This window comes from Pseudomonas sp. TE36184, assembly GCF_054060055.1.
Genome location: NZ_JBSSCU010000001.1, coordinates 2,965,231 through 2,990,050, shown reverse-complemented (window position 1 = coordinate 2,990,050; position 24,820 = coordinate 2,965,231). Strand labels below are relative to the sequence as shown.

24 protein-coding genes are annotated in these 24,820 nt (G+C 61.4%); 13 read left to right on the top strand and 11 right to left on the bottom strand.

What is annotated here, in order from left to right; all coding sequences use genetic code 11:
- Positions 1–19: 19 nt before the first annotated feature.
- Positions 20–811 (bottom strand): lysophospholipid acyltransferase family protein, encoded by a 792-nt coding sequence (locus ACVWZP_RS13380; RefSeq protein WP_057004749.1) that lies wholly within the window; start codon positions 809–811, stop codon positions 20–22.
- Positions 811–1,566, bottom strand: coding sequence for an L-ornithine N(alpha)-acyltransferase (olsB, locus tag ACVWZP_RS13375; RefSeq protein ID WP_017844841.1), 756 nt, complete (start codon positions 1,564–1,566; stop codon positions 811–813). Before olsB ends, ACVWZP_RS13380 begins: the two co-directional genes overlap by 1 nt.
- A gap of 185 nt (positions 1,567–1,751) precedes the next feature.
- Between olsB and ACVWZP_RS13370 the strand changes: the two genes are divergently transcribed.
- The 4 genes from ACVWZP_RS13370 to ACVWZP_RS13355 all read left to right on the top strand — a co-directional run bounded on the left by ACVWZP_RS13370 (position 1,752) and on the right by ACVWZP_RS13355 (position 4,994).
- A complete protein-coding gene (locus ACVWZP_RS13370; RefSeq protein ID WP_046384412.1) occupies positions 1,752–2,834 on the top strand; it encodes a serine hydrolase domain-containing protein in 1,083 nt (360 codons plus the stop codon).
- Positions 2,831–3,145, top strand: a complete 315-nt coding sequence (locus ACVWZP_RS13365; RefSeq protein WP_017844843.1) for a hypothetical protein — start codon at positions 2,831–2,833, stop codon at positions 3,143–3,145. Before ACVWZP_RS13370 ends, ACVWZP_RS13365 begins: the two co-directional genes overlap by 4 nt.
- Positions 3,146–3,244: 99 nt before the next feature.
- Complete coding sequence (locus ACVWZP_RS13360; RefSeq protein WP_017844844.1) at positions 3,245–3,835, top strand: YceI family protein; 591 nt, start codon at positions 3,245–3,247, stop codon at positions 3,833–3,835.
- A 1-nt stretch (position 3,836) separates the two neighbouring features.
- A complete protein-coding gene (locus ACVWZP_RS13355) occupies positions 3,837–4,994 on the top strand; it encodes a phospholipase D-like domain-containing protein (protein WP_102618806.1) in 1,158 nt (385 codons plus the stop codon).
- 201 nt (positions 4,995–5,195) lie between these two features.
- On the opposite strand, the gene bglX is transcribed toward ACVWZP_RS13355, so the two are convergent.
- On the bottom strand, positions 5,196–7,487 hold the full coding sequence (bglX, locus tag ACVWZP_RS13350; protein ID WP_017844847.1) for a beta-glucosidase BglX: 2,292 nt from the start codon (positions 7,485–7,487) through the stop codon (positions 5,196–5,198).
- Between the two features lie 241 nt (positions 7,488–7,728).
- Between bglX and ACVWZP_RS13345 the strand changes: the two genes are divergently transcribed.
- The 4 genes from ACVWZP_RS13345 (at position 7,729) to ACVWZP_RS13330 (ending at position 11,161) form a co-directional block, all read left to right on the top strand.
- A complete protein-coding gene (locus ACVWZP_RS13345) occupies positions 7,729–8,340 on the top strand; it encodes a LemA family protein (RefSeq protein ID WP_046384408.1) in 612 nt (203 codons plus the stop codon).
- An 18-nt stretch (positions 8,341–8,358) separates the two neighbouring features.
- Positions 8,359–9,090 (top strand): TPM domain-containing protein, encoded by a 732-nt coding sequence (locus ACVWZP_RS13340; protein ID WP_079443018.1) that lies wholly within the window; start codon positions 8,359–8,361, stop codon positions 9,088–9,090.
- 31 nt (positions 9,091–9,121) lie between these two features.
- Positions 9,122–9,739 (top strand): TPM domain-containing protein, encoded by a 618-nt coding sequence (locus tag ACVWZP_RS13335; RefSeq protein ID WP_046384406.1) that lies wholly within the window; start codon positions 9,122–9,124, stop codon positions 9,737–9,739.
- 204 nt (positions 9,740–9,943) lie between these two features.
- On the top strand, positions 9,944–11,161 hold the full coding sequence (locus ACVWZP_RS13330) for a class I SAM-dependent methyltransferase (protein WP_046384405.1): 1,218 nt from the start codon (positions 9,944–9,946) through the stop codon (positions 11,159–11,161).
- Between the two features lie 41 nt (positions 11,162–11,202).
- Here ACVWZP_RS13330 and ACVWZP_RS13325 read toward each other — a convergent pair whose 3' ends face one another.
- Positions 11,203–12,102, bottom strand: a complete 900-nt coding sequence (locus ACVWZP_RS13325; protein ID WP_017844852.1) for a DMT family transporter — start codon at positions 12,100–12,102, stop codon at positions 11,203–11,205.
- Positions 12,103–12,289: 187 nt separating this feature from the next.
- Here ACVWZP_RS13325 and ACVWZP_RS13320 point away from each other — a divergent pair, with 187 nt between their 5' ends.
- Together ACVWZP_RS13320 and ACVWZP_RS13315 are read left to right on the top strand one after the other, a co-directional pair.
- The gene (locus ACVWZP_RS13320; RefSeq protein WP_017844853.1) at positions 12,290–12,871 is read left to right on the top strand and encodes a DJ-1/PfpI family protein; all 582 of its coding nucleotides are present in this window, start codon (positions 12,290–12,292) and stop codon (positions 12,869–12,871) included.
- 18 nt (positions 12,872–12,889) lie between these two features.
- Complete coding sequence (locus ACVWZP_RS13315) at positions 12,890–13,189, top strand: ribbon-helix-helix domain-containing protein (RefSeq protein WP_457369848.1); 300 nt, start codon at positions 12,890–12,892, stop codon at positions 13,187–13,189.
- Positions 13,190–13,196: 7 nt separating this feature from the next.
- Here ACVWZP_RS13315 and ACVWZP_RS13310 read toward each other — a convergent pair whose 3' ends face one another.
- The 4 genes from ACVWZP_RS13310 to ACVWZP_RS13295 all read right to left on the bottom strand — a co-directional run bounded on the left by ACVWZP_RS13310 (position 13,197) and on the right by ACVWZP_RS13295 (position 18,513).
- The gene (locus ACVWZP_RS13310; RefSeq protein WP_057004756.1) at positions 13,197–15,755 is read right to left on the bottom strand and encodes a TonB-dependent receptor; all 2,559 of its coding nucleotides are present in this window, start codon (positions 15,753–15,755) and stop codon (positions 13,197–13,199) included.
- A gap of 126 nt (positions 15,756–15,881) precedes the next feature.
- Positions 15,882–16,850: a FecR family protein gene (locus ACVWZP_RS13305; protein WP_046384403.1), complete on the bottom strand. Its 969-nt coding sequence runs from the start codon at positions 16,848–16,850 to the stop codon at positions 15,882–15,884.
- Positions 16,847–17,386 carry an RNA polymerase sigma factor gene (locus ACVWZP_RS13300; protein WP_017844857.1) on the bottom strand — a complete coding sequence of 180 codons (540 nt, stop codon included), beginning with the start codon at positions 17,384–17,386 and terminating at the stop codon, positions 16,847–16,849. The genes ACVWZP_RS13305 and ACVWZP_RS13300 overlap by 4 nt, the downstream gene beginning before the upstream one ends.
- 110 nt (positions 17,387–17,496) lie before the next feature.
- Positions 17,497–18,513: a DUF4917 family protein gene (locus ACVWZP_RS13295; RefSeq protein ID WP_017844858.1), complete on the bottom strand. Its 1,017-nt coding sequence runs from the start codon at positions 18,511–18,513 to the stop codon at positions 17,497–17,499.
- Between the two features lie 123 nt (positions 18,514–18,636).
- Here ACVWZP_RS13295 and yiaY point away from each other — a divergent pair, with 123 nt between their 5' ends.
- On the top strand, positions 18,637–19,785 hold the full coding sequence (gene yiaY / locus ACVWZP_RS13290) for an L-threonine dehydrogenase (RefSeq protein ID WP_017844859.1): 1,149 nt from the start codon (positions 18,637–18,639) through the stop codon (positions 19,783–19,785).
- Here the strand turns inward: yiaY and ACVWZP_RS13285 are convergent.
- Positions 19,752–20,939, bottom strand: coding sequence for an MFS transporter (locus ACVWZP_RS13285; RefSeq protein ID WP_108526019.1), 1,188 nt, complete (start codon positions 20,937–20,939; stop codon positions 19,752–19,754). The genes yiaY and ACVWZP_RS13285 overlap by 34 nt on opposite strands.
- Before the next feature lie 142 nt (positions 20,940–21,081).
- Positions 21,082–22,308, bottom strand: a complete 1,227-nt coding sequence (locus ACVWZP_RS13280) for an aminotransferase class I/II-fold pyridoxal phosphate-dependent enzyme (RefSeq protein WP_079443023.1) — start codon at positions 22,306–22,308, stop codon at positions 21,082–21,084.
- A 340-nt stretch (positions 22,309–22,648) separates the two neighbouring features.
- Here ACVWZP_RS13280 and ACVWZP_RS13275 point away from each other — a divergent pair, with 340 nt between their 5' ends.
- Positions 22,649–23,326: an NAD(P)H-binding protein gene (locus tag ACVWZP_RS13275; protein ID WP_126589327.1), complete on the top strand. Its 678-nt coding sequence runs from the start codon at positions 22,649–22,651 to the stop codon at positions 23,324–23,326.
- Here ACVWZP_RS13275 and ACVWZP_RS13270 read toward each other — a convergent pair whose 3' ends face one another.
- Positions 23,327–23,815 (bottom strand): DMT family transporter, encoded by a 489-nt coding sequence (locus tag ACVWZP_RS13270; RefSeq protein WP_046384399.1) that lies wholly within the window; start codon positions 23,813–23,815, stop codon positions 23,327–23,329.
- Between the two features lie 77 nt (positions 23,816–23,892).
- On the opposite strand from ACVWZP_RS13270, the gene ACVWZP_RS13265 reads away from it, so the two are divergent.
- On the top strand, positions 23,893–24,810 hold the full coding sequence (locus tag ACVWZP_RS13265) for a LysR family transcriptional regulator (RefSeq protein ID WP_376740634.1): 918 nt from the start codon (positions 23,893–23,895) through the stop codon (positions 24,808–24,810).
- Positions 24,811–24,820: the final 10 nt, after the last annotated feature.

Sequence of the window (24,820 nt, the reverse complement as noted above, 5' to 3'; positions counted from 1 at the left end):
ATTGTTGACTGTGCTCGCTTCAGGCTGCGAATGCCGGCCGAACCGCAATCTGTTCTGCTTCCGGCAGCGGCCCGAACAACGCCTTCTGCACCGCCTGCTGCGCCTGGAACGCCAGCGCCGCGCGTTCCTGCCCGGCACAGGCAATCGGCGTGAGCACATGGATTTCCACATCGCCCTGGTCGTTGGCAAACAGGCGCATCAGGTGCGAGAGCAAATCGTCATCGCCAATGAACGGCGCCAGCGGGTCCACTTGCCCATCGCGCAGATACCGGATCGCCACCGGTTGCAGCGACACATCCGCCTCGATCGCACTGGCCAGCAGGCGCCCGTGAAAGGTGCGCAGGCTGCGCCCGTCGGTGGTGGTGCCTTCGGGGAACATCAGCAGCGGGTGTTGCTGCTCCAGGTGACGGGTCATCTGTTTGCGGATCAGTTGGCTGTCGCCTGAACCGCGGCGAATAAACAGGCTACCGGCCTTCGCCGCCAACCAGCCGGCCACCGGCCAGGTGCGGACTTCGGCCTTGGACAAGAACGACATCGGCGTGACCATGCCCAGCAGCGGGATGTCGGTCCAGGACACGTGATTGCTCACCCACAGCATCGGTGTCTGCGGCAATTCACCGTGTACCGTCACGCGAAAGGGCAGGGCGTTGGTCAGCCGCGACATAAAGAACCGCGACCAACGCTGACGGCGCACCATCGAGTTGGCCACCCCCAGGCGCTCGAACACACCGAACACACTGGCCATGCTCAAGCCCAGCGCCACCACCAACAGTACCCGGGCGATCCGCGCGTACACGCGCACGCGGCCCATCACATGGCCGCCTTGAAGTGGCGCGCATAACGCGGGCACAGCTCATCGCGCTTGAGCAGAATGAACACGTCGGCCACCTGGAAATCTTCATCCCAGCACGGCTCGCCGCAGATCTTCGCGCCCAGGCGCATATACGCCTTGAGCAGCGGCGGCATTTCCGCGATGACGTTGGACGGCAGGTCCAGCGCTGGCAGCGGTTTTTTCGGCTCGGCGCGCAGGTGTTCGTTGCACAGGTAGCGTTCGCGCAGGCGCTGCATGATCGCGTGGGCCTGGATGCCGCCATCGTGCATCGGGATGCTCGCGCAACCCATCAGGTAGCTGTAGCAGCCCTCGTTGAGCACTTCGGCCAACTCGCCCCACAGCACTGCAATGGTGCCGCCGTTGCGGTAGGCCGGGTCGACGCAGGTGCGGCCGATTTCCAGGATCGGGCCCTGCAAGTGCAGCAGGCCATGCAGGCTGAATTCTTCTTCGCTGTAGAACCGGCCCAGGGTGCTGGCGGCCTGGTGATCGAGCAAACGGGTGGTGGCCACCAGTCGACCGCTGTTCAAATCCCGCACGCCGATGTGGCTGCAGTGAACATCATAGTCATCCATGTCCAGGCCCAGTTCCGCGCCTTTCAGCTTGGCGTTGAACTCGCCGCTGAACACGTTGAACCGCAGGGCCTGGGCTTCTTGCAAAGCCTGGGCGCCGATCAGGCGTTCGGCTTGCAGACGGCGTTCATTGCCGGTGTCGCTGATGCGGGCGATCTGAGTCATGGCGAATCTCCGAGTGCCAGCCACGTTCCGGCCGGTCGACTTGTTTGTCCAAACTCAGGCTATGTAGGCTCGGTGTCATCTCCATGAAGTTACGGTGACGCTTAGATGACAGGCACTTATGTCGCCAATCTGTCATCGGCCTCGGCTAGGCTCGCGGGCTTGAATGCCCCCTTGAGTTCGTGTCCATGGTCAGAGGCTTGTTGTGCGTTGCCCTGTTGTTAGCCACCGTCACCACCCGCGCCGAAACCTGGCCTGACAAAGACTGGGCCAAGGGCACGCCGATCGAAGGTCCCGCTGTCGATGCCCTGAATGCCTACGCGTTTCCCCGGCGTGACGACGCCACGCGCCAAGGCATCCGCACCGACGCGCTGCTGGTGATCCGCGATGGTGAAGTCATCTACGAGCGCTACGCCATGCCCACCACCGCGAGCACGCCGCACCTGACCTGGTCGGTCAGCAAAAGCCTGATGGCCACCGTGCTGGGCGTGGCCTACGGCGAAAGCCGCTTCAAACTGAGCGACCCCGCCGCACGTTTCTACCCGCCGATGAAACAGCATCCAAGCGTGACGATGGCCGACTTGCTGCACTGGGCCTCGGGCCTCGATTGGCAGGAAGATTACGAATATGCCCCGCTGAAATCCTCGGTCGTCGCGATGCTCTACACCCGCGGCCGCGCCGACATGGCGGAGTTCGTCGCCGGCATGCACACCGCCCGCGCGCCGGGCGAGGCCTTCCGTTATTCCAGCGGCGACAGCAACCTGCTCTCCGCCGCGCTCAAGGGCATGCTCGGCCACAAGGCCTACATGAGTTACCCGTGGGATGCGCTGTTCAAGCCGCTGGGCATTCATAACGCCACTTGGGAAACCGATGCCGATGAAACCTTCGTCGCCTCGTCCTACGCCTACCTCACCGCCCGCGACCTGGCGCGCGTCGGCCTGCTGATGGCGCGCGACGGTCGCTGGCGGGAGCAACAACTGGTGCCGAAAGCCTGGGTCGATTTCAATCGGCAACCGTTCGATCACTACAAGGCCGGCCAGGACGAAGCCATGCCCGGCGGCCATTGGTGGCTCAACCGCGCCGTGCAGGGCGCCCCAAGACCCTGGCCCGACGCCCCCGCCGACACCTTTGCCGCCCTCGGCCACTGGGGCCAGGCGCTGTACGTCATGCCCGACGAACACCTGGTGATCGTGCGCTACGGCGATGACCGCGACGACAGCTACCGCCACAACGAACTGCTCAAACGCGTGCTGGCGGCGGTGCAGCCATGATCCGTCGTCGGCCGTTTACCAGTCTTTTCCTGCTGCTGTTGCTCGCCGTGCTGGGCTGGGGCTGGCACGAGCGCGTCAACCTGCAAGCTTTCCCCGACATCATCGCGGCGTATACGGCCAAGGAGTACTGCTCGTGCCGGTATGTGCAGAATAATCCCGCCGAGTATTGCCGGGGGTATGTGAAGCAGTACGTGCCGATCAGTGCGTTCACCGATGACCCGGAGCGCAGTGAAGTCAGCGCCAGTGGATTGGGGCGTACCCATACGGCCAGATGGTTGGGCGAACATCAGGGCTGCCGCCTCAACCCCTGACACGTCATCTCCGAGGTGGGGGCGGCTTTGTCAGCTACATTGCGCCCGGCAGGCGGCACAGTTAAGGTTCGTTCAGGTTTTCCGCCCCACGAGTCTTTAATGTTCAACGCGTCTGTCATCAAACCCCTGGCCTTCGCCCTGCTGGCCGCCGCCGCCGTGCCTGCCCACGCGGACTGGTACCTGGACAACGAGTCCTCGCGGCTGTCGTTCGTCACCACCAAAAACACCGAGATTGCCGAGGTGCAGCGCTTCCTGGTGCTGCACGGCAAGGTCGACCGCAACGGTGCGGCGCAGGTGGAAGTGGAGTTGGAGTCGGTCAACAGCGGCATCCCGCTGCGCGATGAGCGCATGCGCAATCAACTGTTCGAGATCAAGACCTTCCCCGAAGCGCTGATCAGCACGCAGATCAACCTGCAACCGATCAACGACCTGGCCCCCGGCGCGCAGTTGGAGCTGCGCCTGCCATTGAGCGTCACGCTGCATGGCAAGACCCACACCTACAACGCCGAGCTGCTGGCCACGCGCCTGGATGATCGGCGTTTCCAGGTGGTGACCCTGGAACCGCTGGTGTTGCGCGCCGAGGATTTTGAGCTGGTGCCGGGTGTGACGGCGTTGCGCAACGCGGCTGGGCTGGCGTCGATCAGTTTGGCGGTGCCGGTGGGTGCGGTACTGATCTTTACGGCGCGCTGACATGAGCGGCGCAGTGTTCCCGTGGCGCAGCGCCAACCGTTTCGAGTTGTTGATCGACGGGCCGAGTTTTTTCCCGCAAATGCTGGTGGACATTGCCCGGGCAGAGCATCAGGTGGATCTGGAGTTATACCTGGTGGAAGCCGGCGCCTGCGCTGAAGTCTTGGTGCAGGCGCTGGCGCAGGCGGCTGAGCGGGGCGTGCGGGTGCGCTGCCTGTTCGATGATTACGGCAGCCTGGCGTTCGCCCTCAGGTTGCGTAAGCGCCTGACCGACGCCGGTGTGGAACTGCGCTTTTACAATCGCCTGGAATGGCGGCGCTGGATGGGCAACCTGTACCGCGACCACCGCAAATTATTGCTGGTCGATCAAGGCATCGCCGTGGTCGGCGGTACCGGCGTCACCGATGAGTTCTGGACACCGGGGCAGGACAGCGCCGACTGGCATGAAGTGATGGTGCAGATCGACGGCCCGCTGGTGCTCGACTGGCAAGCGCTGTTCGACCGGCAATGGTTGGCCAACGACGACCGCCGCGCCTGGAAACCGGCCACCCATTTCGGCTTGCCGCACTTGCCCAAAGTACCGCCGACCGGGTCTGGTCTCGGCCGTGTTGCCTATGCCGACGCGCGCCAACACCGCGATATTCTGCACTCGCTGATCCGCGCGCTGAGCAGCGGCCACCGGCGCATCTGGTTGGCGACCCCGTATTTCCTGCCCACCTGGGGCGTGCGTCGGGCCTTGCGCCGGGCGGCGGGGCGCGGCGTGGACGTGCGCTTGCTGCTGACCGGCCCGCGTACCGATCACCCGTCCGTGCGCTACGCCGGGCACCGTTATTACCCGCGTTTGCTGCGCTCGGGCGTGCAGATCTTTGAATACCAGCCGTGCTTCCTGCACCTGAAGATGGTCTTGGTGGACGATTGGGTCAGCATTGGCTCGTGCAACTTCGACCACTGGAATTTGCGCTTCAACCTGGAAGCCAACCTCGAAGCGTTGGACCCTGCGCTGACGCTGGCCGTGGCCGGCAGTTTCGAACGGGATTTTGCCCAGAGCCAGGCGGTGAGCCTGGAGGCATGGAAGTCGCGGCCGTTGTGGCGGCGGGTGAAGCAGCGGGTGTGGGGGTGGATCGATCGGTTGGTGGTGAACCTGCTCAACCGACGCGGCTGACGCGCCCAACTCACCCAACGCGCTCAACTCGCTTAATTCGCTTAACTCGCTCAACGCGCTTAATTCGCTCAATTCGCTTAACTGTAGGAGCGAGCTTGCTCGCGAAAAACCTGAGAACAACGCGTTCATTCAGCATGAGCGCGTCATCGTTAACGGTCTTTTCGCGAGCAAGCTCGCTCCTACAGAGGGCGGGGGCGGGCGTTAGAGCAGCTCGAAGGTCTGCTGCTGCACATCCTGGGAGTCCAAGCCGATCTGCACATTGAACTCACCCGGTTCCGCCGCGAACTTGAGCTGGGTGTTGTAGAACTTCAAGTCTTCTTCGGTAATGGTGAAGTGCAACGTGCGCTCTTCGCCAGCCTTGAGCATGACTTTCTGGAAGTTCTTCAGCTCCTTGATCGGGCGGATCATCGAGCCGGCCACGTCCTGGATATACAGCTGCACCACGGTTTCGCCGTCGACCTTGCCGGTGTTTTTCACGGTGACGCTGGCGTCGAGCTTACCGCTCTTGTTCAGGGTGGTGGACGACAGCGCCATGTCCGACAGGCTGAACGTGGTGTAGCTCAAGCCATAGCCGAACGGGAACAGCGGCCCGGTGGTGTCATCGAAGTACTGCGAGGTGTAGTTGCCCGGCTTGCCTGGGGTAAACGGCCGGCCGATAGTCAGGTGGTTGTAGTAGGTCGGAATCTGCCCCACCGAACGTGGGAACGTGATCGGCAGCTTGCCCGACGGGTTGTAGTCACCGAACAGCACGTCGGCGATGGCGTTGCCGCCTTCGGTGCCGGCGAACCAGGTTTCCAGGATCGCGTCGGCTTGCTGGTTTTCTTCGAGAATCGACAGCGGACGGCCGTTCATCAGCACCAGCACCAGTGGCTTGCCGGTGGCTTTGAGGGCCTTGATCAGGTCGCGCTGGCTTTGTGGGATGTTCAGGTCGGTGCGGCTGGACGATTCGTGGGACATGCCACGGGACTCGCCCACCGCGGCGACCACCACATCGGCATCCTTGGCGGCCTTGACCGCTTCGTCGATCATCACCTGGGCCGGGCGGGTGTCATCCACCACTTCCGGGGCATCGAAGTTGAGGAAGTTGAGGTAGTCGACCACGGCCTTGTCGTTGGTGATGTTGGCGCCACGGGCATAGATGATCTTGCCCTTTTCACCGATCACCGCGTTGAGGCCGTCGAGCAGGGTCACCGATTGTGCCGGCTTACCGGCGGCGGCCCAACTGCCCATCATGTCGATGGGGGCCTTGGCCAGTGGGCCGACCAGGGCGATGGTCGCGGATTTTTTCAGCGGCAGGGTGTCGTTCTGGTTCTTCAGCAGGACCATGCTGCGGCGTGCTATGTCACGTGCATCGGCGCGGTGCAGACGGCTTTCGGCGTTGGTGTCGGCCGGGTCGTCCTCGGCCTTGCCGATGCGCAGGTACGGGTCTTTGAACAGGCCCATGTCGTACTTGGCGCCGAGCACTTCACGCACGGCGTTGTCGATGTCGCTCTGCTCGATCTCGCCGGACTTGAGCAGCCCCGGCAATTCCTTGCCATACAGCGAGTCGTTCATGCTCATGTCGATGCCGGCCTTGATCGCCAGCTTGGCGGCTTCACGTCCGTCCTTGGCCACGCCGTGCTTGATCAGCTCGAAGATCGCGCCGTGGTCGCTGACGGCCAGGCCCTTGAAGCCCCAGTCCTTGCGCAACAGGTCGTTCATCAGCCAGGTGTTGGCGGTGGCGGGCACGCCGTTGATCGAGTTGAGCGCGACCATCACACCGCCGGCACCGGCCTTGATCGCCGCGTGGTACGGCGGCAGGTAGTCCTGGTACATCTTGACCGGGCTCATGTCGACCACGTTGTAGTCGCGACCGCCTTCCACCGCACCGTACAGGGCGAAGTGCTTGACGCTGGCCATGATGCTGTCGGCATTCGCCGCGCTGCTGCCCTGGAAGGCCTTGACCATCACTTCGGCGATGCGCGACACCAGGTAGGTGTCTTCACCGAAGCCTTCGGAGGTGCGGCCCCAGCGCGGGTCGCGGGAGATGTCGACCATCGGCGCAAAGGTGATGTCGAGGCTGTCGGCTGCGGCTTCCTGGGCGGCAATGCGCCCGGAGCGGCCGATGGCGTTCATGTCCCAGCTGGACGCCAGGGCCAGGCTGATCGGGAAAATCGTGCGGTGGCCGTGGATCACGTCGTAGGCGAAGAACATCGGGATCTTCAACCGGCTGCGCATGGCCGCGTCCTGCATCGGACGGTTTTCCGGGCGGGTGATGGAGTTGAAGGTGCCTCCGATGCGGCCGGCGGCGATTTCCTTGCGGATCAGCTCGCGGGGCATTTCCGGGCCGATGCTGATCAGGCGCAATTGGCCGATCTTTTCATCGAGGGTCATCTGCTTGAGCAGGTCGCTGACGAAGGCGTCCTTGTCTTTAAGCGCAGCAGGCTTTGTTTCTGCCCAGACGGGGTGGGTGGCCAGAGTGGCAACAAGGCCGAGCAAACACAGCTTCTTCATGAATATCCTTTTTCGGCGCACTGCACAGCGGTTAGGCTGATCGGCCAAAATGTGGGGAGCGTCTATTGTTGTTCGGGTGTCGTTCAGAAAAATGCAGCACACTCTGAACTCTTTATCGCGCTGGGCATCTTTTTAGCTGATTGGCTCGATGCATTCCAGTAGTGGGGGCGGATTATGCCCCATGTGCGCGGTTTATAGGGCGAGTCGTCAAATTCCATCAAGGTTGGGCAGGAGAAACACCATGCAAGCAGCACAAGGTTACCGCTGGGGCTTGAAGGCCGCGGCTTTGCTATTGATCAGCACAGTGCTGAGCGGTTGTGGCATCAACACCATTCCGACCCTGGATGAACAGGCCAAGGCGGCCTGGGGCCAGGTGCAGAACCAGTATCAACGGCGTGCCGACCTGATCCCCAACCTGGTGGAGGTGGTCAAGGGTTACGCAACCCATGAACAAGACACCCTCACCGCAGTGATTGAAGCGCGGGCCAAGGCCACGTCGATCCAGGTCGACGCCAGCACCCTGGACAACCCGGAAAAACTCAAGCAGTTCCAGCAAGCCCAGGACGGTTTGAGCAGTGCGCTCAGCCGCTTGATGGTGGTGTCCGAGCGCTACCCGGACCTGAAGGCCAACCAGAACTTCCTGGCCCTGCAGTCGCAATTGGAAGGCACGGAAAACCGTATCGCCGTGGCGCGTCGCGACTTTATCCAGGCGGTGCAGGCGTACAACACCGAGATCCGCACGTTCCCGGGGCGCCTGTGGCACAGCGTGATGTACAGCGATCTGCCGATCCGCGCCACGTTTGAAGCCACCAGTGCCGATGCCGATAAAGCGCCGCAAGTGAAGTTCAAATAAAGCTGCATTGAGGTGTCGATGCGTTTATTACGGATAGGCCTGGCGCTGTGGCTGTTGGCCTGCGCGGGCGTGGCCCAGGCGGCGTTGACCTTCCCGGCGTTGACCGGGCGGGTGGTGGACACTGCGCAGATGATCGACCCGGCGGTGCGCGAGCAGTTGACCCAGCAATTGCAGGCGCTGGAGCAAAGCCGTGGCGACCAGATTGTGGTGGTCACCGTGCCTGACCTGCAGGGTGTGCCGATTGAAGACTATGGTTATCAGTTGGGGCGCCAGTGGGGCATCGGCCAGAAGGGCAAGGACAACGGTGCGCTGTTGATCGTCGCCCGCGATGAGCGCAAATTGCGCATCGAAGTCGGTTATGGCCTGGAAGGCACGCTGACCGATGCGCAGTCGTGGGTGATCATCAATCAGGTGATTGCGCCCAAGTTCAAGGCCGGCAAGTTCAGCCAGGGCATCAGCGACGGCGTCGCCGCGATGATCCAGGTGGTGGGCGGCGAGCCGCTGGCGGTGCCGGCCCATGTGGCGGATGCCAACTTCGCCAAGGATAATCCGGGGTTTTCCATCGGCTTGTTCGTCCTGCTGATCGGCGTGTTGTGGCTGTGCAATCGCCTGGGCCTGCCCGTGTGGGCGATCCTGTTGGCGATTCTCAGCAGCAGTGGCCGTGGCGGTGGGGGAGGCGGCGGCGGTGGCGGTGGTTTTCGCGGCGGCGGTGGCGGTTTCGGCGGTGGCGGGGCTTCGGGCGGCTGGTGATGACAATAACTAAAAACGAGCGTTTACAACCATGGCACTACTGACTGAACACGAACAACGCCAGGTCGCCGAAGCGATCGCCCGGGTCGAGCGACAGACCGACGCCGAGCTGGTGACCGTGCTGGCCGCGCGTGCCGACGATTACGCCTACATCCCATTGCTGTGGGCCAGCCTGATCGCGTTGGTGGTGCCGGGGGTGGTGCATTACTTCTCGGGCTACCTGAGCATGTACACCTTGTTGTTGGCGCAGTGGGCGACATTCATCGTGCTGTGCCTGGTGTTTCGCCTGCCTAAAGTCACTACCCGCTTGATCCCCCGCTCGGTACGCCACTGGCGCGCGTCGAACCTGGCGCGGCGCCAGTTCCTCGAGCAGAACCTCCACCACACGGTGGGCGGCACCGGGGTGTTGATTTTTGTCAGCGAGGCCGAGCGCTATGTGGAGATCCTGGTGGATCACGGGATTTCCAAACGCCTGGATGACAGCAGTTGGGATGGTATCGTCAAGGCGTTTACCCAGCAGGTGAAACAGGGCCAGACATTGGCCGGGTTCATTGCCTGCATCGAAGCCAGCGGAGAGTTGCTCAAGGTGCATGTGCCGCTGACGCACGCGCGCAATGAATTGCCCAATCGCCTGATCGTGCTCGAATAACCCATGTGGGAGGGGGCTTGCCCCCGATGGCGGTGAGTCAGTCAACATCTTCATGGCTGACCCACTGCTATCGGGGGCAAGCCCCCTCCCACATTTGGATCTGCGGTGGGGCCCCCAATCTTACCGTTGATCAAATAACCCCGTGCCCTCAGCCCCCATCCCCCCTAAAATGCCCGGCATTCCCAGCCCGAGGCGTTTTTGTTCATGTCCGTCACCGCTCAACCTGCCCGCCCTGCGCCGGATCATCACGCCCAGTTCATCGAACTGCTCAGCGCAAGCCTTGCGCACAACGCCTTTATCAAACTGGTGCTGGCCAAGTACGTCGGTGAGGAAGCCGAGCTGCAACGGCTGATCATCAAGGCGGTGACGGTCAAGGAGCAGCCCTGCCTGTCCTTCGTCTACCGCTACAAAACCCGCGACATCACCAAGAACCTCCCGGTGGCCGACGGTGTGGCGGCGATTGCCGAGTTGTTGCCGACCTCGTTCAAGAACGCACACTTGCTGGCGCTGACCGACGAAGCCCAGCTGGAATACAGCAAGAAGAACAAAAGCTCGCTGTTCAAAAGCAAGCCGCAGCAATTGCGTGAGGCGCCGTCGGCCGAGCACAACCGCGAGAAGAACCGCTTCCTCGACCTGAGCCGGCCGTTCCTCGCCGACCTGGGCGTGACCGACGCCAAGCACGCGCTGATCCCGTCGATGTCGCGCAAGTGGAAGCAGATCAACAAGTTCATCGAAGTGTTCAGCCATGCGCTGATCGCGTCCCCGCTGAGGCTGGACCAACCGGTGCGCGTCGCTGATTTCGGCTCGGGCAAGGGCTACCTGACTTTCGCCATCCACGACTACCTGCGCAACACCCTCAATGTCGAGGCCGAGGTCACCGGTGTTGAACTGCGCGAAGACATGGTCAGCTTGTGCAACGCCGCCGCCGCCCGCCTCGAACACCCGGGGCTGGTGTTCACCTGCGGCGACGTGCGCAGCGTCGCGCCCAGCGAGCTGGACGTGATGATCGCCCTGCATGCCTGCGACATCGCCACCGATTATGCGATCCACACCGGTATCCGTTCCGGCGCGTCGATCATCATGTGCTCGCCGTGCTGCCACAAACAGATCCGCCTGCAGATCCAGAGCCCGGTGCTGCTGAAGCCGATGCTGCAATACGGTTTGCACCTGGGCCAGCAGGCGGAAATGGTCACCGACAGCCTGCGCGCCTTGTTCCTGGAGGCTTGCGGTTATGAGACCAAGGTGTTCGAGTTCATCTCCCTGGAACACACCAACAAGAACAAGATGATCCTTGCGGTGAAACGCGCCGAACCGGTGGACAACGCGCAGCTACTGGACAAGATTCAGGCGCTCAAGGAGTTCTATCACATCACCGAGCACTGCCTGGAAACCCTGTTGCGTACCGACGGTTACCTCGGCTGAACACGAAGCCAATGTGGGAGGGGGCAAGCCCCCTCCCACCGTTAAATCGCATTGGCCTTTGTAATTGGCGCGGGCTGCACCGCAGTCTTGCGCCCCAGCATCACCGTCACGATCACCCCGCAGGCGAACAGCCAGGTGATCGGCTCGATGTGTTCACCAAAGAACAACGCCGAAAACGCGATGGTGAAGAAGATCTGCAACAGCTGAATCTGGCTGACCCGCGCAATGCCGCCCATGGCCAACCCGGCGTACCACGCAAAGAACCCCAGGAACTGCGAGAACAGCGACACATAACCGAACGCCCACCAGGTGCCCATGGAAATCGCGCCTTGATGCTGCACCGCCAGGTAAGCCACCGGGCCGATCAACAGCGGCGTCGACAGCACCAGCGCCCAGCAGATCACCTGCCAGCCGCCCATCTCCTTGGCCAAGCGCCCACCTTCGGCATAACCCAGGCCGCCCACGGCAATCGCGCCGAGCATCAACAGATCCCCCGCTTGAATACTGCCGGCACCGCTGATCAACGCATAACTCAGCACCAGCGCGCTACCCAAGGCGGCGCAGGCCCAGAAGGCTTTTGACGGCCGTTCGTGGGACAGCCACGCGGCGTACAGCGCCACGCACAAGGGTTGCAGGCCATTGACCAGCGCGCCGTGGGACGCCGGCAGCGTCTGCATGGCCCACGCCGACAACACCGGAAAGCCCAAGATCACCCCGGCAATCACCAGGCACAGGCCGCGCACCTGGCGCCAGCTCGGCCAGCGCTCGCGGCGCCACAGCAACAGCGCCGCCGCCGGGATCGCAGCGAACAACGCACGGCCCAGACCGTTGAGCAGCGGGTGGATTTCCTGCACCACGATACGCGTGAAGGGCAGGGTCAGGCTGAAGATGATGACGCCCAGCAGGCCGAGGGCCATGCCGGTGTTTTCGCGCGAGTTCATGGCGGGAACCGGAATCGAGTGGTCGGAAGTGGACGATCATCTAGCCACAACCTCCGCGAATCGGGGGTCTACAGCTGGGTGCGGATTGATCCGTACAGTTGTAGTAGCGGGGGATTACCCGGCCCGTCGGCACGCGCCTATCTTGACTACTCTTGTCTGCCCAACCGTTGAACTGGAGGAATGCCCCATGGCTGCGAAAAAGATCCTGATGCTGGTCGGCGATTATGTCGAAGACTATGAAGTGATGGTGCCCTTCCAGGCGCTGCTGATGGTCGGTCATATCGTCCATGCGGTGTGCCCCGACAAGTCGGCCGGCGAGACCGTGCGAACCGCGATCCATGACTTTGAAGGCGATCAGACCTACAGCGAAAAGCCCGGTCACCTGTTCGCCCTGAATGCGGATTTCGCCCAGGTCGAAGCCGCCGACTACGATGCGCTGCTGGTGCCCGGTGGTCGTGCGCCGGAATACCTGCGCCTGAATGAAAAAGTCCTGCGACTGGTGCGCGCCTTCGATCAAGCCGGCAAGCCGATTGCTGCGGTGTGCCATGGCGCGCAACTGCTGGCGGCGGCCGGTATCCTCGCCGGTCGCGAGTGCAGTGCCTACCCGGCCTGTGCCCCGGAAGTGCGCCTGGCGGGCGGTTCGTTCATCGATATTCCAGTGACCCACAGCCACGTTCAAGGCAATCTGGTCACGGCGCCGGCCTGGCCGGCGCACCCAAGCTGGCTGGCCGGGTTCCTCGGCCTGCTGGGCACGACAATCACCTTGTAAGCAACGGAGGTCATCGCCATGTGCGAGCTGTACGTCAAGGCCGACCCGATTCTCTATGAGTCTCGCTCGCGCTCCCTGCGCATCTGCGGCGTCGTCACCACCGTGCGCCTGGAGAACCAGTTCTGGGACATCCTCAGAGAAATCGCCAGCGTGGATGGCATGACCACCAATCAACTGATCACCAAGCTGTACGAGGAAGTCATGGACTACCGCGGCGAGGTGGTCAACTTTGCCTCGTTTCTGCGCGTCAGCTGTACCCGCTACTTGAGCAAGCAGCGCACACCGACGGCCGAGTTGAGCCTGGTGCGCAACCGCTAGGCCGCTGTCAGAAGAACCGTGTCACGCTGATCTTCGCGTCGCGCCCCTTGGTGTAGGCACGGTCGCCGCTCAGCGCCGGACGGAAGTTGTTGTTGAACAGGTTGTCCACGGTGAAGTTCACCTCGGTGCCTTTCAGGTAAGCCTGTTGCGGCGCCCATTTGGCGAACAGGCCCTGGGTGTTGTAGCGCTTGTTGCCGTACTGGTCGTAGAACAAGTCGCCGACGCCGGAGCCGGGGCCGCCGGAGTATTTATCGCTGGGCAGGCGATCGGTCGCGCCGATGAATTGCCCCATCCATCCCACCTGGGCATCCCAGGCCGGGATGTGGGTGCCCATGACCAGCACCCATTTGGTCGGTGGAATGTCGCGGGCCGACACATCCGGGCCCCATGGGTTGGTGTAGGCGCCTTCGTGCTTGCCGGTGGCGTAGGCGAACGACACCGAGCCGAACAGGTAGGTGGAGTTATAGAACGATTCCAGCTCGAAACCCTTGATGGTCAGGCCGCCGATGTTGCGGTAATTGGACCTCGGCCCCGGCGGGCACGCGGTGGCGATGGTGCCGCCGTTGATAGCCTGGTTCTGGCAGCCCACGCCCGTGGCCTTGAAGATTTCGTCTTCGACTTTGTTGTGGAACAGGGTGGTGCGCAGTTGCAGGTTATCGTCCTGGGCGATCAGGTTGTCGAAGCGGGTGATGTTGCCCACGGTGATCGAGGTGATGCGCTCGGGGTCGAGGTCGACGCTGGTGGCGGTGCGGCTGCCCAGGCCCTGCACTTCGTACTGTTCGTCGATCACCGGGGCGCGCCAGGTCTGGCTCCAGTTGGCGAACAGGGCGACGTTCGGGGTGACGGTCCAGAACAGCGCCAGGCGCGGCGACCAGCCGGTGTAGGTGCGATCGCTGTAGTCGTGGCCGACGGCCGGGTCGGGGTTGCTGTAGTACGGCGCATCGTTGGCCTCGCCGCGGTTGCGCACATGGTCGTAGCGCAGCGATGGCGTGACGGTCACGTCGCCCAGGGTCAGCGCATCCTGGATGAAGAAGCTGTTGGTATCCACCTTGCCATGGGGCATGAAGCTCGGCTGGAAATGCCCATAGTTGTAGCGCGGCGTGTTGTAGGTGGCGCCGGGCATCCACATCTCGGTTTCGCGGGTGTGCTTGCGGATTTGCCCGCCGACCGTCAGCGCGTGTTGCAACGGCCCGGTGTCGAACAGGCTGACGTTGCGGATGTCGAGATGTTTGTCGGTGTAGGCGGTGTCCATCTTGCGCCCGCCGGTGGCCAACTGGAAAAACGCGGTGGCGTCGCGCTCGTCGGTCTGCTGGGTGTCGGACTGTGAATATTTGACGGTCAGGTCCACCAGCGGGTTGTCCAGGGGCTGGTATTCATACTTGCCCGACCAAGTGGTGTCGAGCGTGTCGCGGTTGGCCAGGAAACGTTTCAACGCGCCTTCGTAGCCGTAGCGGTCGATGTTGGCCTGGGTTGGTGGCGTCGGGTAGCTCGCGGCGGAAAACGGCGTCCACCGGTTGCTGCGGGCGCTCGAGTAAGACAGGCCGACACTGTGCTCATCGGTGAAGTGCGCGTTGACCTTGAACAGCTTGCCGTCCACATCCTGGGCGGTGTTGGGCAGGCGCTGGGGGTTGATCGGGTACTGGTTGTTCTCGTTGGGCAACTTGGCGGCCACCTTCATGTCGCCGCCGTCGCGCTGGGTCAGGTAGGCCAGGGCGTCGAACCGGCCATCGTCGGTGCGGCCATACACGGCGCTGCTGTAGACCTGTTCGTGGTCGTTGCTGGAATAACCGTACTTGAGCATCGCGCCGCTGTTGCGGCCGTCCTTGAGCAGGTCCGGGGCATCCTTGGTGGTCATGTTCACCGTGCCGCCAAAACCGCCGTTGCCGCTGAACGGCGAGTTGGGGCCTTTCTCCACTTCGATGCTCTTGATCAGCTCGGGCTCGATGAACACCGTGCCTTGCTGGTAGCGCTCGAAGCCGCTCTTGGTGGCGCCGTCGACGGTCAGCGGGACGTCTTCGGCGTCACCGAAACCGCGGATGTTGATGGTCTGGCCGCCGGGTTTGAGCGAACCGCCCTGGCTGATCCCAGGCAACGTCTGCAGCAGGCTGGGGATGTTGTTGGCCTGGTAGCGGTCGATGTCCGCCTGGCTCAGGGTCGAGCGGCCAACGGTGCTGGAGTCGACTTGATTGCCGGTGCCGATCACGCTCAAGGCGTCCAGCTGGATCGCGCCGCTGCTGGTGGTCTTGCCCTCATCGGGGCGCACGACGTAGGTGCTGCCGACCTTGATCAGGGTGAACGCGCCATTGTTCAACAGGGTACGAATCGCCACTTCTGCGGTGAAGTCACCGTCGAGCGCCGGCGCCTGGACGTTCTTGAGCTGCTTTTCATCGAACAGCAGCTGGATTTTCGCCTGTTGCGCGACCTGGCTCAGGGACGTGGCCAACGCCTGGGCGGGCAGTTGCAGTGTGAACGACTGCGCATGGGCGCTGAGGCTGAAGGCCAGGCATGTCGCCATTAGGCTCGGTCGAAAAAGCAGGTGCGAAGCGTGGCAAGGCGCGCGAAACATGAAATCCCCCGGGGTGGCCAAACAGCCAAAAAGGTGTGCGGATCGAACACAATCAGGAGGAAGACGGGGCTGAGGAAAAAAACCACACATGCGAATGAAAAATATTCTCATGTGTCTGCTTCGGGGTTATTTTCGGGGTTCGATCCGGACAATGCCATCGGCCGAGGTCACGGTTTTCACCGGCAACAAGGCGGGCAGGGCGTTGAGCAAGGCATCCGGGTCATGCACATCCAGGTTGCCTGACACCTTCAGGTGCGCCACGGCGTGACTCACCTGCAGCGGGGGTTGGGGACGGTACAAACTCAACTCATCGATCAGGCTGGCCAGCTCGCGATTGCGGAACGACAAATGCCCGCTGCGCCAGTCGGCAACCTCCTCGGCGGTGAGGGTTTGTTGTTGCACGGTGCCCTTGGCGTAGTCGAAGCTGGCGCGTTGCTGGGCGCCGAGCAACGCGACCGGTTTGGTCGCATCCGGCGCGAACGCCACCTGGCCGTGGGCAACACTCACCACCAGTTGCTGCTGGCCGCGTCGCACATCGAAAGCGGTGCCCACCACGCGCACCGTCGCTTCGCCGGCTTGCACGTACAGCGGCCATTCCTTGTCGGCCGCCACTTCGATATACAGCTGGCCCTTGTCCAGGTGAACGATGCGTTGGTGGGCGCTGAAGTCCACGCGCAGGCGGGTGTTGGCATTCACGTAGAGGCGGCTGCCATCGGGCAGGTTCAGGGTACGCATGCCCTTGGCGTGGGCTGCGACCTGGGTGTGATACAACTCGCGCGGCGCGCCGAGGGGCGTGGTCAGTACCGCGCAGAGCAGGGCGGCCGCCACGGCCAGGGCCGGGCGCCAGATCACGGCGGTGCGCTTGGGCAGCGCCACGGGCGTGTTCAGTTGCTGCAACTGGGCGAGGTCGGCCCACAGTTGTTCGAATTCGGCATAGGCTTGGGCATGGGCCGGCACCGCCTGCCAGGCGGCGAAGGCCTTGCGGTCGGCGCGTGCGGTGGCGTTGCGGTTGCGTGCAAACCAGCTGGCGGCTTGGGCATCGACGGCGTCGCTCGTTTCGATGTCCGGGGCGTCGATGTCGCTCAGGCGGTTCATGCTGGCTGCTCCGTGCCGGGGTCAGGTTGAAGGCGTCGCTTGCAATGCAGCAGGGCAAAAGCGATGTGCTTTTCCACCATGCTGGTCGAAATACCCATGCGCTCGGCGATCTGCGCCTGGCTCAAGCCTTCGAAGCGATGCAGCATAAGGGCTTCTCGCCTGCGCGGCGAGAGTTCGGCGAGGACTTCTTTCAACTGTTCCAGGCGTTGCAAGCGAAGCGCGGCGGCCATCGGCGGGTTGTGCTCGTCAATGACCGGCTCGGCATCCCTTTCAACCTGATCGGCGTGGACGGCCTGCCGTACCTTCTGTTTGCGCCAGTGATCGCGCAACAGGTTGCGCGCCATCTGGAACAGAAACGCCCGTGGCTGCTCGACCTTGGCCCGGTCGCGGTAGTCCAGCCATTGGGTGAAGACATCCTGGGTCATGTCTGCCGCGTCGCTGGCGTTGTCCGTGCGCTTGCGCAGGAAATACAGAATGTCTGCATAAAACCCGCGAAAGGCATCGTCCGACAGCGGGTCGGATTTGGGACGCGACATGGATATCCTTCTTGGCGAAGCACGACGTAGAAAAGTCGTGAATGATATCGAGAATTATTGTCGTTTGTCTCCAGGCAAATACACTGACCCTGCGCAAGCGGCTCAGGACCTCAGCGTTCGACCGGCACCGACAGTGCCGGATGCCCCAGCGCATGGCTGCGCGCGGCAAAGAATCTCAACGCCACGCCACTGCCATCGAACAACTGCGAATACCGCCGCTTCTGCTGGCGGATAAACCCATCGCTGCGCCCCGATACCGCGATCGCCAGGGTCGTCACCCGGGCCTGGCGAATCGCATCCACCAAGTGTTTATCCTGCGCTCCCAGGTCGTGGCCGAAGATGCACAGCGCCCCTTCATGGCCGAGTAACTGCTCGTAGCAGAATGACAGATAATCGGAGCTGCGGATGGTCTTGAGCTTCTCTTCCACCTTGCCCTCGCTGACAAACAACGGCACATCGTCCAGGGTCTTGATCGTGTTGTTGATCGCAAAACTGCTGAGCAGGGTGCTGTCGGTGGTCGGCAATTTGCGTGCGGTGCCGTCGAGGTTGCGCACCAGGTGCAGGCCGCCGTGCAGGTAGAGGATGCGCGTGGCGTCGGTGCGGGTGTCGCGCAGGTCGAAGCTGGCGTCGGCGCTGCGGAACAGGTCGTCGATGCCGGGGGTGTGCAGGATCGCCCAGTAGTTGAGCAAGTCGTAGTTGCTGGTGAATACCGTGGAGTAGCTGGCCAGTTCCGCGTTGATCGTCGCCAATGTCGACGGCTGCACCAGGCGCCACGGGATGTGTACGGCGTGGATGGTGTTGATCAATGCTTCCTTGATCGCGTAGTAGCGATTGCGCGGCGCCGCCGAACTGACCGCCAGGGCTTTGTTGACCCGGCTGGTGGTCTTCAGCGCGCTCAGGGCCTGCTCGAAGCTGCGGGTCTGCAGGGCGTCGAACACGCTCAGCTCGGATTGGCTCAAGGGTTTTTCTTCAACGGTGCGTGCGTTTTCGAACAGCGAGTCGTAGGCAAAGTCTTCCCAAATCGCTCGGCTGGCGCCGTTGCCGATCAGAATTCCACTGAAGTCGATGGCGCTGCGCAGTGCGCTCCAGTCTTCAAGGTGGGCGTCAATATCCTGAAAATCCTTCATCGCGGCGGGTCTACTCGAAATCGGCGGGTCGGTGACTTTATCACGAGCGAGGGTTGATCCTGATCAAGGTGGGCCCTGTGATGAACGTTGATGCTGTCGGCATAACGCCTCTGAGGATTCGCCATGAGCAGTACCTTCTTCATCCCCGCCGTTAACATCATGGGCACTGACTGCCTTGACGACGCGATGGTCGCCATTCGCAACTACGGTTTTCGCAAGGCCCTGATCGTTACCGACGCCGGCCTGGCGAAGGCGGGCGTGGCCAGCATGATCGCCGAGAAACTGGCGATGCAGGACATCGATTCGGTGATCTACGACGGCGCCAAGCCCAACCCCAATGTGGACAACGTCGAGAAAGGCCTCGCGCTGTTGCAGCAGAGCGCCTGTGATTTCGTGGTGTCCCTGGGCGGCGGCTCGCCCCATGACTGCGCCAAGGGCATCGCACTGTGCGCGACCAATGGCGGGCATATCGGCGACTACGAAGGCGTCGATCAATCGAGCAAGCCGCAACTGCCGCTGGTGGCCATCAACACCACCGCCGGCACCGCCAGCGAGATGACCCGTTTCTGCATCATCACCGACGAAACCCGTCACGTGAAAATGGCCATCGTCGACCGCAACGTCACTCCGCTGCTGTCGGTCAACGACCCGTCGCTGATGGTCGGCATGCCCAAGGGCCTCACCGCCGCCACCGGCATGGACGCCCTGACCCACGCCATCGAAGCCTACGTATCCACCGCCGCCACGCCGATCACCGACGCCTGCGCGATCAAGGCCATCGAACTGATCAGCGCCAACCTGCGCCTGGCGGTACGCGACGGCACCGACAAGGCCGCGCGGGAAAACATGGCCTATGCGCAGTTCCTCGCCGGCATGGCGTTCAACAACGCCTCTCTGGGTTTCGTGCATGCCATGGCCCACCAACTGGGCGGCCTGTACGACTTGCCCCACGGCGTGTGCAACGCGGTATTGCTGCCCCATGTGCAGAGTTTCAACGCCAGCGTCAGTGCCAAGCGCTTGAGCGACGTCGGCCGTGCGCTGGGTGCGGACATCAACGGCAACTCGCCGGAAGAGGGCGCCCAAGCCGCCATCGCCGCCATCCGTACCCTGTCCCAGGACGTCGACATCCCCGCCGGCCTGCGCGAACTGGGCGCCAAGTTGCAGGACATTCCGCTGCTGGCCACCAACGCGTTGAAAGACGCCTGCGGCCTGACCAACCCACGCCGGGCTGATCAGCGTCAGATTGAGGAGATTTTCCGCAGCGCGTTCTGATCCGACCGGCAGCAGGCGACACACGCACATGCGCCGCCCGCCAAGGCCACGCACAACAGCGCCAACGGCCATGCCTGCTGACTCACTAGCAGGCTTGCCACACCACCGATCAATGCCGCTATCAACTGATGCATAAAGCCGCTCAACGCCATGGCGTAGGAGCCGCTGATCGGTGACTCATCATTGGCCACGGACAAACTGATGGGGTAACTCATTGATTGCCCCAGCACCGCCAGGCAATACGGTAACCACAGCAGCAATGCGAGCCCGCTGGCAAACACACTGCCAAGCAGCATGATCGCTGTGCCGAGCAACACTAACCCCACGCCCCAGCCCATCATCATCAAACGGCCCGTGTGCGCGACGAAGCGATTGACCATCAACGCTCCCGCCAGATACGCCCCGCTGATCGGCCAGCCCAGCCAGCCGTACTGCGCGGCACTCCAGTCGAAACGCCCCAGCAGAATCATCGGCGCACAGGTGTTGAACGCAATGATCACCGCATAACCCAACCCACCCGCTAATGCTGCATGCAGGAACGCGGGGTGTCGCAGAATCTGGGTGTAAATGCGCCAGGCTGACGCCGACGAATCGGCCTTCACCAATGTCGGAAAAATCACGCGCGGCAACACCAGCATCAATATGACGGCGCCGATCGCTAGGCTATAAAAGATCGCCTTCCAGCCAAATGCTGCCTGCAACAGCGAACCCAGGAATTGGCCGATGCCCAGGGCGATCACAAAGGTCATCCCCAACCACGACAAGCCTTTGGCCAACAGCGTGCCGCTGAAACTGTCCCGCACCAATACTCGCGCCATCACCGATATGCCGCCCGCGCCCAGGCCTTGAATCAGGCGCAGTGCCAGAAAAGACTCAACATTGAACGCCGACGCAATCGCGACACTCGCCGAGGCATACACCGCCAGCGCCACCAGCAACACCGGCTTTCTGCCAAAGCGTTCGCCCAGGCTGCCCCACAGCAACATCGGAAGTGCCATGCCCACCAGATATGCTGCCAAGGCCAGGGCGACCTGATCTTCGGCGGCCGGTAGAGACTGGGCGATGGCCGGGACTGCCGGCAGGTAGCTGCTGATGCCCACTTGGGAAAGGAATGCGGCGCTGCAGGCGAGGGCTAGGGGGGTGGTATTTTTCAATAAGTATTGTCCTTCACTCCAGGTTTCAAGGGGATTGTTATGCGTCTTATCTGATTATCGTGGTGTTCACAGGTGCCTGGTTTTTAGAGGGGTTAATAATCAATGCGAGTAAGTGAATGTTGTTTTTTAGCTGATGTGAGTGTTAATTATTGATTTCGTGCTTGTTCAGTAGAGTGGTGAGGTACGAGCAAAATAATATTATTGTCGCAGGGTCCATGTCTGCTCGAAGAGTGACGCGTATTGCAGCTTTTCCTCTTGGCACCACTGGGAAAAATACGGAGGATGTAAAAAAGCCTTTTTCCGCAAGATGAATGGTGAGGGTGTTTGCTTTTTCCGCTTTGCCACAGGTGATCAGCCGTATTGCAGCATCTGTACCGGATTGGTCGGTATGTATCAGGCTGTCAAATAATTTTATGTTGAGTAGGAGTTTCTCTTGAAGTGAACACAGTTCTTCCGTTTGATGTATTTTTATTGAGGCTAGTCCTGCACCTATAGCTGCCGAATTTAGGCTTTGAGACCAGTTGCTAGGGCCTCCGTATCGGTGCATCAGGCTCTTTTGTCTTTCGCTACCAAACATGATTAATCCCCCACTAGCACCAAAGGATTTACCTAGAGAGGCTACAATTAACGTCTGATCGTCTAGCGTTTGTATGCGCGGCCGGATGAAACCTCTTCCTCTCTCTCCGAATGCCGATAGCGCATGGGAGTCGTCCATGTAAAGAAATAGTCCGTAACGCGATTTCAAATAAAGTAACCCATCGATGTCCGCAATTCCGCCCATGCTATATATTCCATCGCATACATAGGCGACCTTTTTTCGTTTTTTACATAATTCCTCAATGAAGGAAAGATCATTGTGTGGCGCTGTTTTAACTTCGGTCTCATCAGCGCATGAGGCTTTGATATGGTTCATGGAATAGTGAGAATGCTTGTCGAAAACCATTGTTGGCGAACAGTTATTTGTAAGCACTCCGCTGGCGAGCAAGGGGAGTAGCCCCGAGCTGGCTGAACTGCACGATAAAGTACTCAAGCAGATGGAGTCGAATAGAGTCGAAAGCTCCTGTTCGTACCGTTCCAGGATTTCAAGTTTGCATCGGTTTTTTGAGTTTGCAATTCGGAGGGTTTTAGCCTCCCTTATTCCGCAAATCGCTCCCTCTATTATGTCTTGATGATAATCAAGGCCGAGATATGAGGTTGTGCAGAAGTGATGGAATTCACGTCCGTGCTGGTCGGTCAGGTAGTTGTTGTTTTTGATGGTGACGTTGAGTTCGCATATTCTGCCTGTCTTTGCAAAGTGCCAGTCTGTTTCAGCCAGCTCAATTAGTTTTTTGTAGTTTGAAAATTTGTTTGTGAATGATGTGTTTTCCATTTGCCTATTCGTCCTTGGGCGTTGGCGGAAAACAGTAGCGGGGAAACCATTGTGAAATAAGTCAGACATTTCCCGTACTCGTAACTCAAAATGGAGTTATTTGTGTGAGTAAGGTCCTACTTTTTATGATGGCGAATAGATGTCTCGATAGACGCTTTCTAATCCGTGCCCTTTGCGTCAGAGGAGTATTAGAGTGTGGCGTTTTCGTGGGGGCATGCAATTTATTCAGGTTGTGCGTCACGCGATTAGGTAAGGTGTCAGCGTGCAAACGGATGTGCCGATAGCGTTCAAAAGACTTGTCTGTCGGCTAGGTAAATCTAGCGGGATGAAGGAGGATTTGATGAGAGTTCTGTTATTCGGTGCCACTGGCATGATCGGTCAAGGCGTTCTGCGCGAGTGCCTGCTGGCCGCCGACGTGCAGGAAGTCGTCGCCGTCGGCCGCACGCCGTTGACCCTGGAGCACGCCAAACTGCATCAGGTGCTGCACGCGGACATGCTGGATTTGCAGGCTCTGGAGAACTTGCTGCAAGGTTTCGATGCCTGCTTCTTTTGCCTCGGTGTTTCATCGGCAGGGATGAATGAAACCCGCTATACCCATCTTACCTATGATCTGACCCTGGTCGCCGCCAGCACTCTGGCGCGGCTCAATCCGCAAATGACGTTTATCTATGTGTCCGGCGCCGGCACCGACAGTTCCGAAACGAGCCAGTCGATGTGGGCGCGGGTCAAGGGCAAGACCGAAAATGCCTTGCTGCGCCTGCCGTTCAAGGCGGTGTATGTGTTCCGGCCAGGGCTGATTCAGCCGTTGCACGACGTGCGTTCGAAGACGCCGTTGTACGCGTTGTTCTATACGGTACTCGGGCCGTTGCTCTCGTTGGTGCGTCGGATAAAGCCAGGTTGGGTAGTCAGCACCGAGACCGTTGGCCGTGCGATGTTGGCGGCGGTGCGTCACGGCGCACCACAGCCGGTGGTGGAGCAAGCCGAGATCCATCGCCTGGCCTCTCTGAACAACCGCTGATCAGCTCGTCGTCGCGAGTGCGCGGGCGGGGGTGGCGCTGAACTGAATCAACGCGACGCCACCGATCAACAGCAACGCGCCCAGTACCCGGGGCGTTGTCAGCGGGCGTTCCACCAGGCCGAACAGGCCGAAGTGATCGAGCAGCAGCGAGGCGAGAAGTTGCCCGGCCATGGCCAGCGCGATAAAGCCCGATGCGCCCAGCTTGGGCAGCAACATCAACGCCAACGAGATAAAGCACACGCCAAATGCACCGCCGGCCCACATCCACAGCGGCGCCTTGCCGATAAACGCCAGGCTCGGCAACGGCAGGCGCAAGGCGATGATCACTGGCAGCAGCACGATGATGCTCACCAGCAACGACGCCAGCGTTGCCCACAACGGGTGACCGAGCCCGCGTCCGAGGTTGGCATTGATCGCGCTTTGAAACGGCACCACCGCCCCGGCGATCACCGCCAAAAGCAATAAACCTGCCCACTGCAACGTCGTCATGTTGAATCTCCCAGAGGTTTTGCTGGACTCTAGGCTATTCGTCGCGCAAATTTAAATTCCAAGTTTTTATGCAGGGCATGCAGCTGATGAATGATCTGCGCCGCATCGATCTCAACCTGTTGGTGATCCTCGACGCCTTGCTCAGCGAGCAGCACGTCACTCGCGCCGCTGCACGTTTGCACCTGAGCCAGCCGGCGGTCAGCCACGCTCTGGCGCGCCTGCGCGACATGCTTGGTGATCCGCTGCTGGTGCGTCACGGCGGCAGGTTGCTGCCGACTGCCCGCGCGCTGGAGTTGGCGATACCGTTGGCGCAGGCCTTGGCCCAGGTGCAGGCGCTGCTGGCACCGAATCGCTTTGATCCGGCCTCGGCCACGCGCAAGTTTCGCGTGGCGATGTCGGACTACAGCGCGGCGATTTTCCTGCCGGGGCTGGTGCGAACCTTGCGCCGTGAAGCGCCCGGCATCGATCTGCAGATCATCCAGGCCAGCCGCGAAGGCATGGTGGACGGCGTGCTCAGCGGCGATATCGACCTGGCTGCCGGGGTCTTCCCTGACATGCCTGCTGAATTGCGGACTACGCCGTTATTCGAAGAGCATTACACCTGCCTGGTCGACCGCGCCAGCCTGCCACCCAGCGGCACGCTCGACCTGCCCACCTACCTGTCGCGGCCCCATGTGCTCTTGGAAATGCGCGGCAGCGGCACCCCGGAAATCGAGCGGGCACTGAGTGTGATCCGTGAGCGGCGGCATGTGGCGATCAGCCTGCCGCATTGGGGCGTGGCGCCGCAGTTGATCGAGGGCACGGACCTGATCCTGACCGTCTCGTCGAGGGGCGTGCTCAACATCGACCGTGAGCAACTGTCGACGGTGCCGCCGCCGTTTCATATTCCGTCGTTCGCCTTTGAGCTGGCGTGGCATGCGCGGCGGGGTGGGGATTCGGGGTTGCAGTGGTTGAAGGCGCAGGTGCAGGGTGTATTGTCCGAAGGTTGCCACTAACAGGAACGAC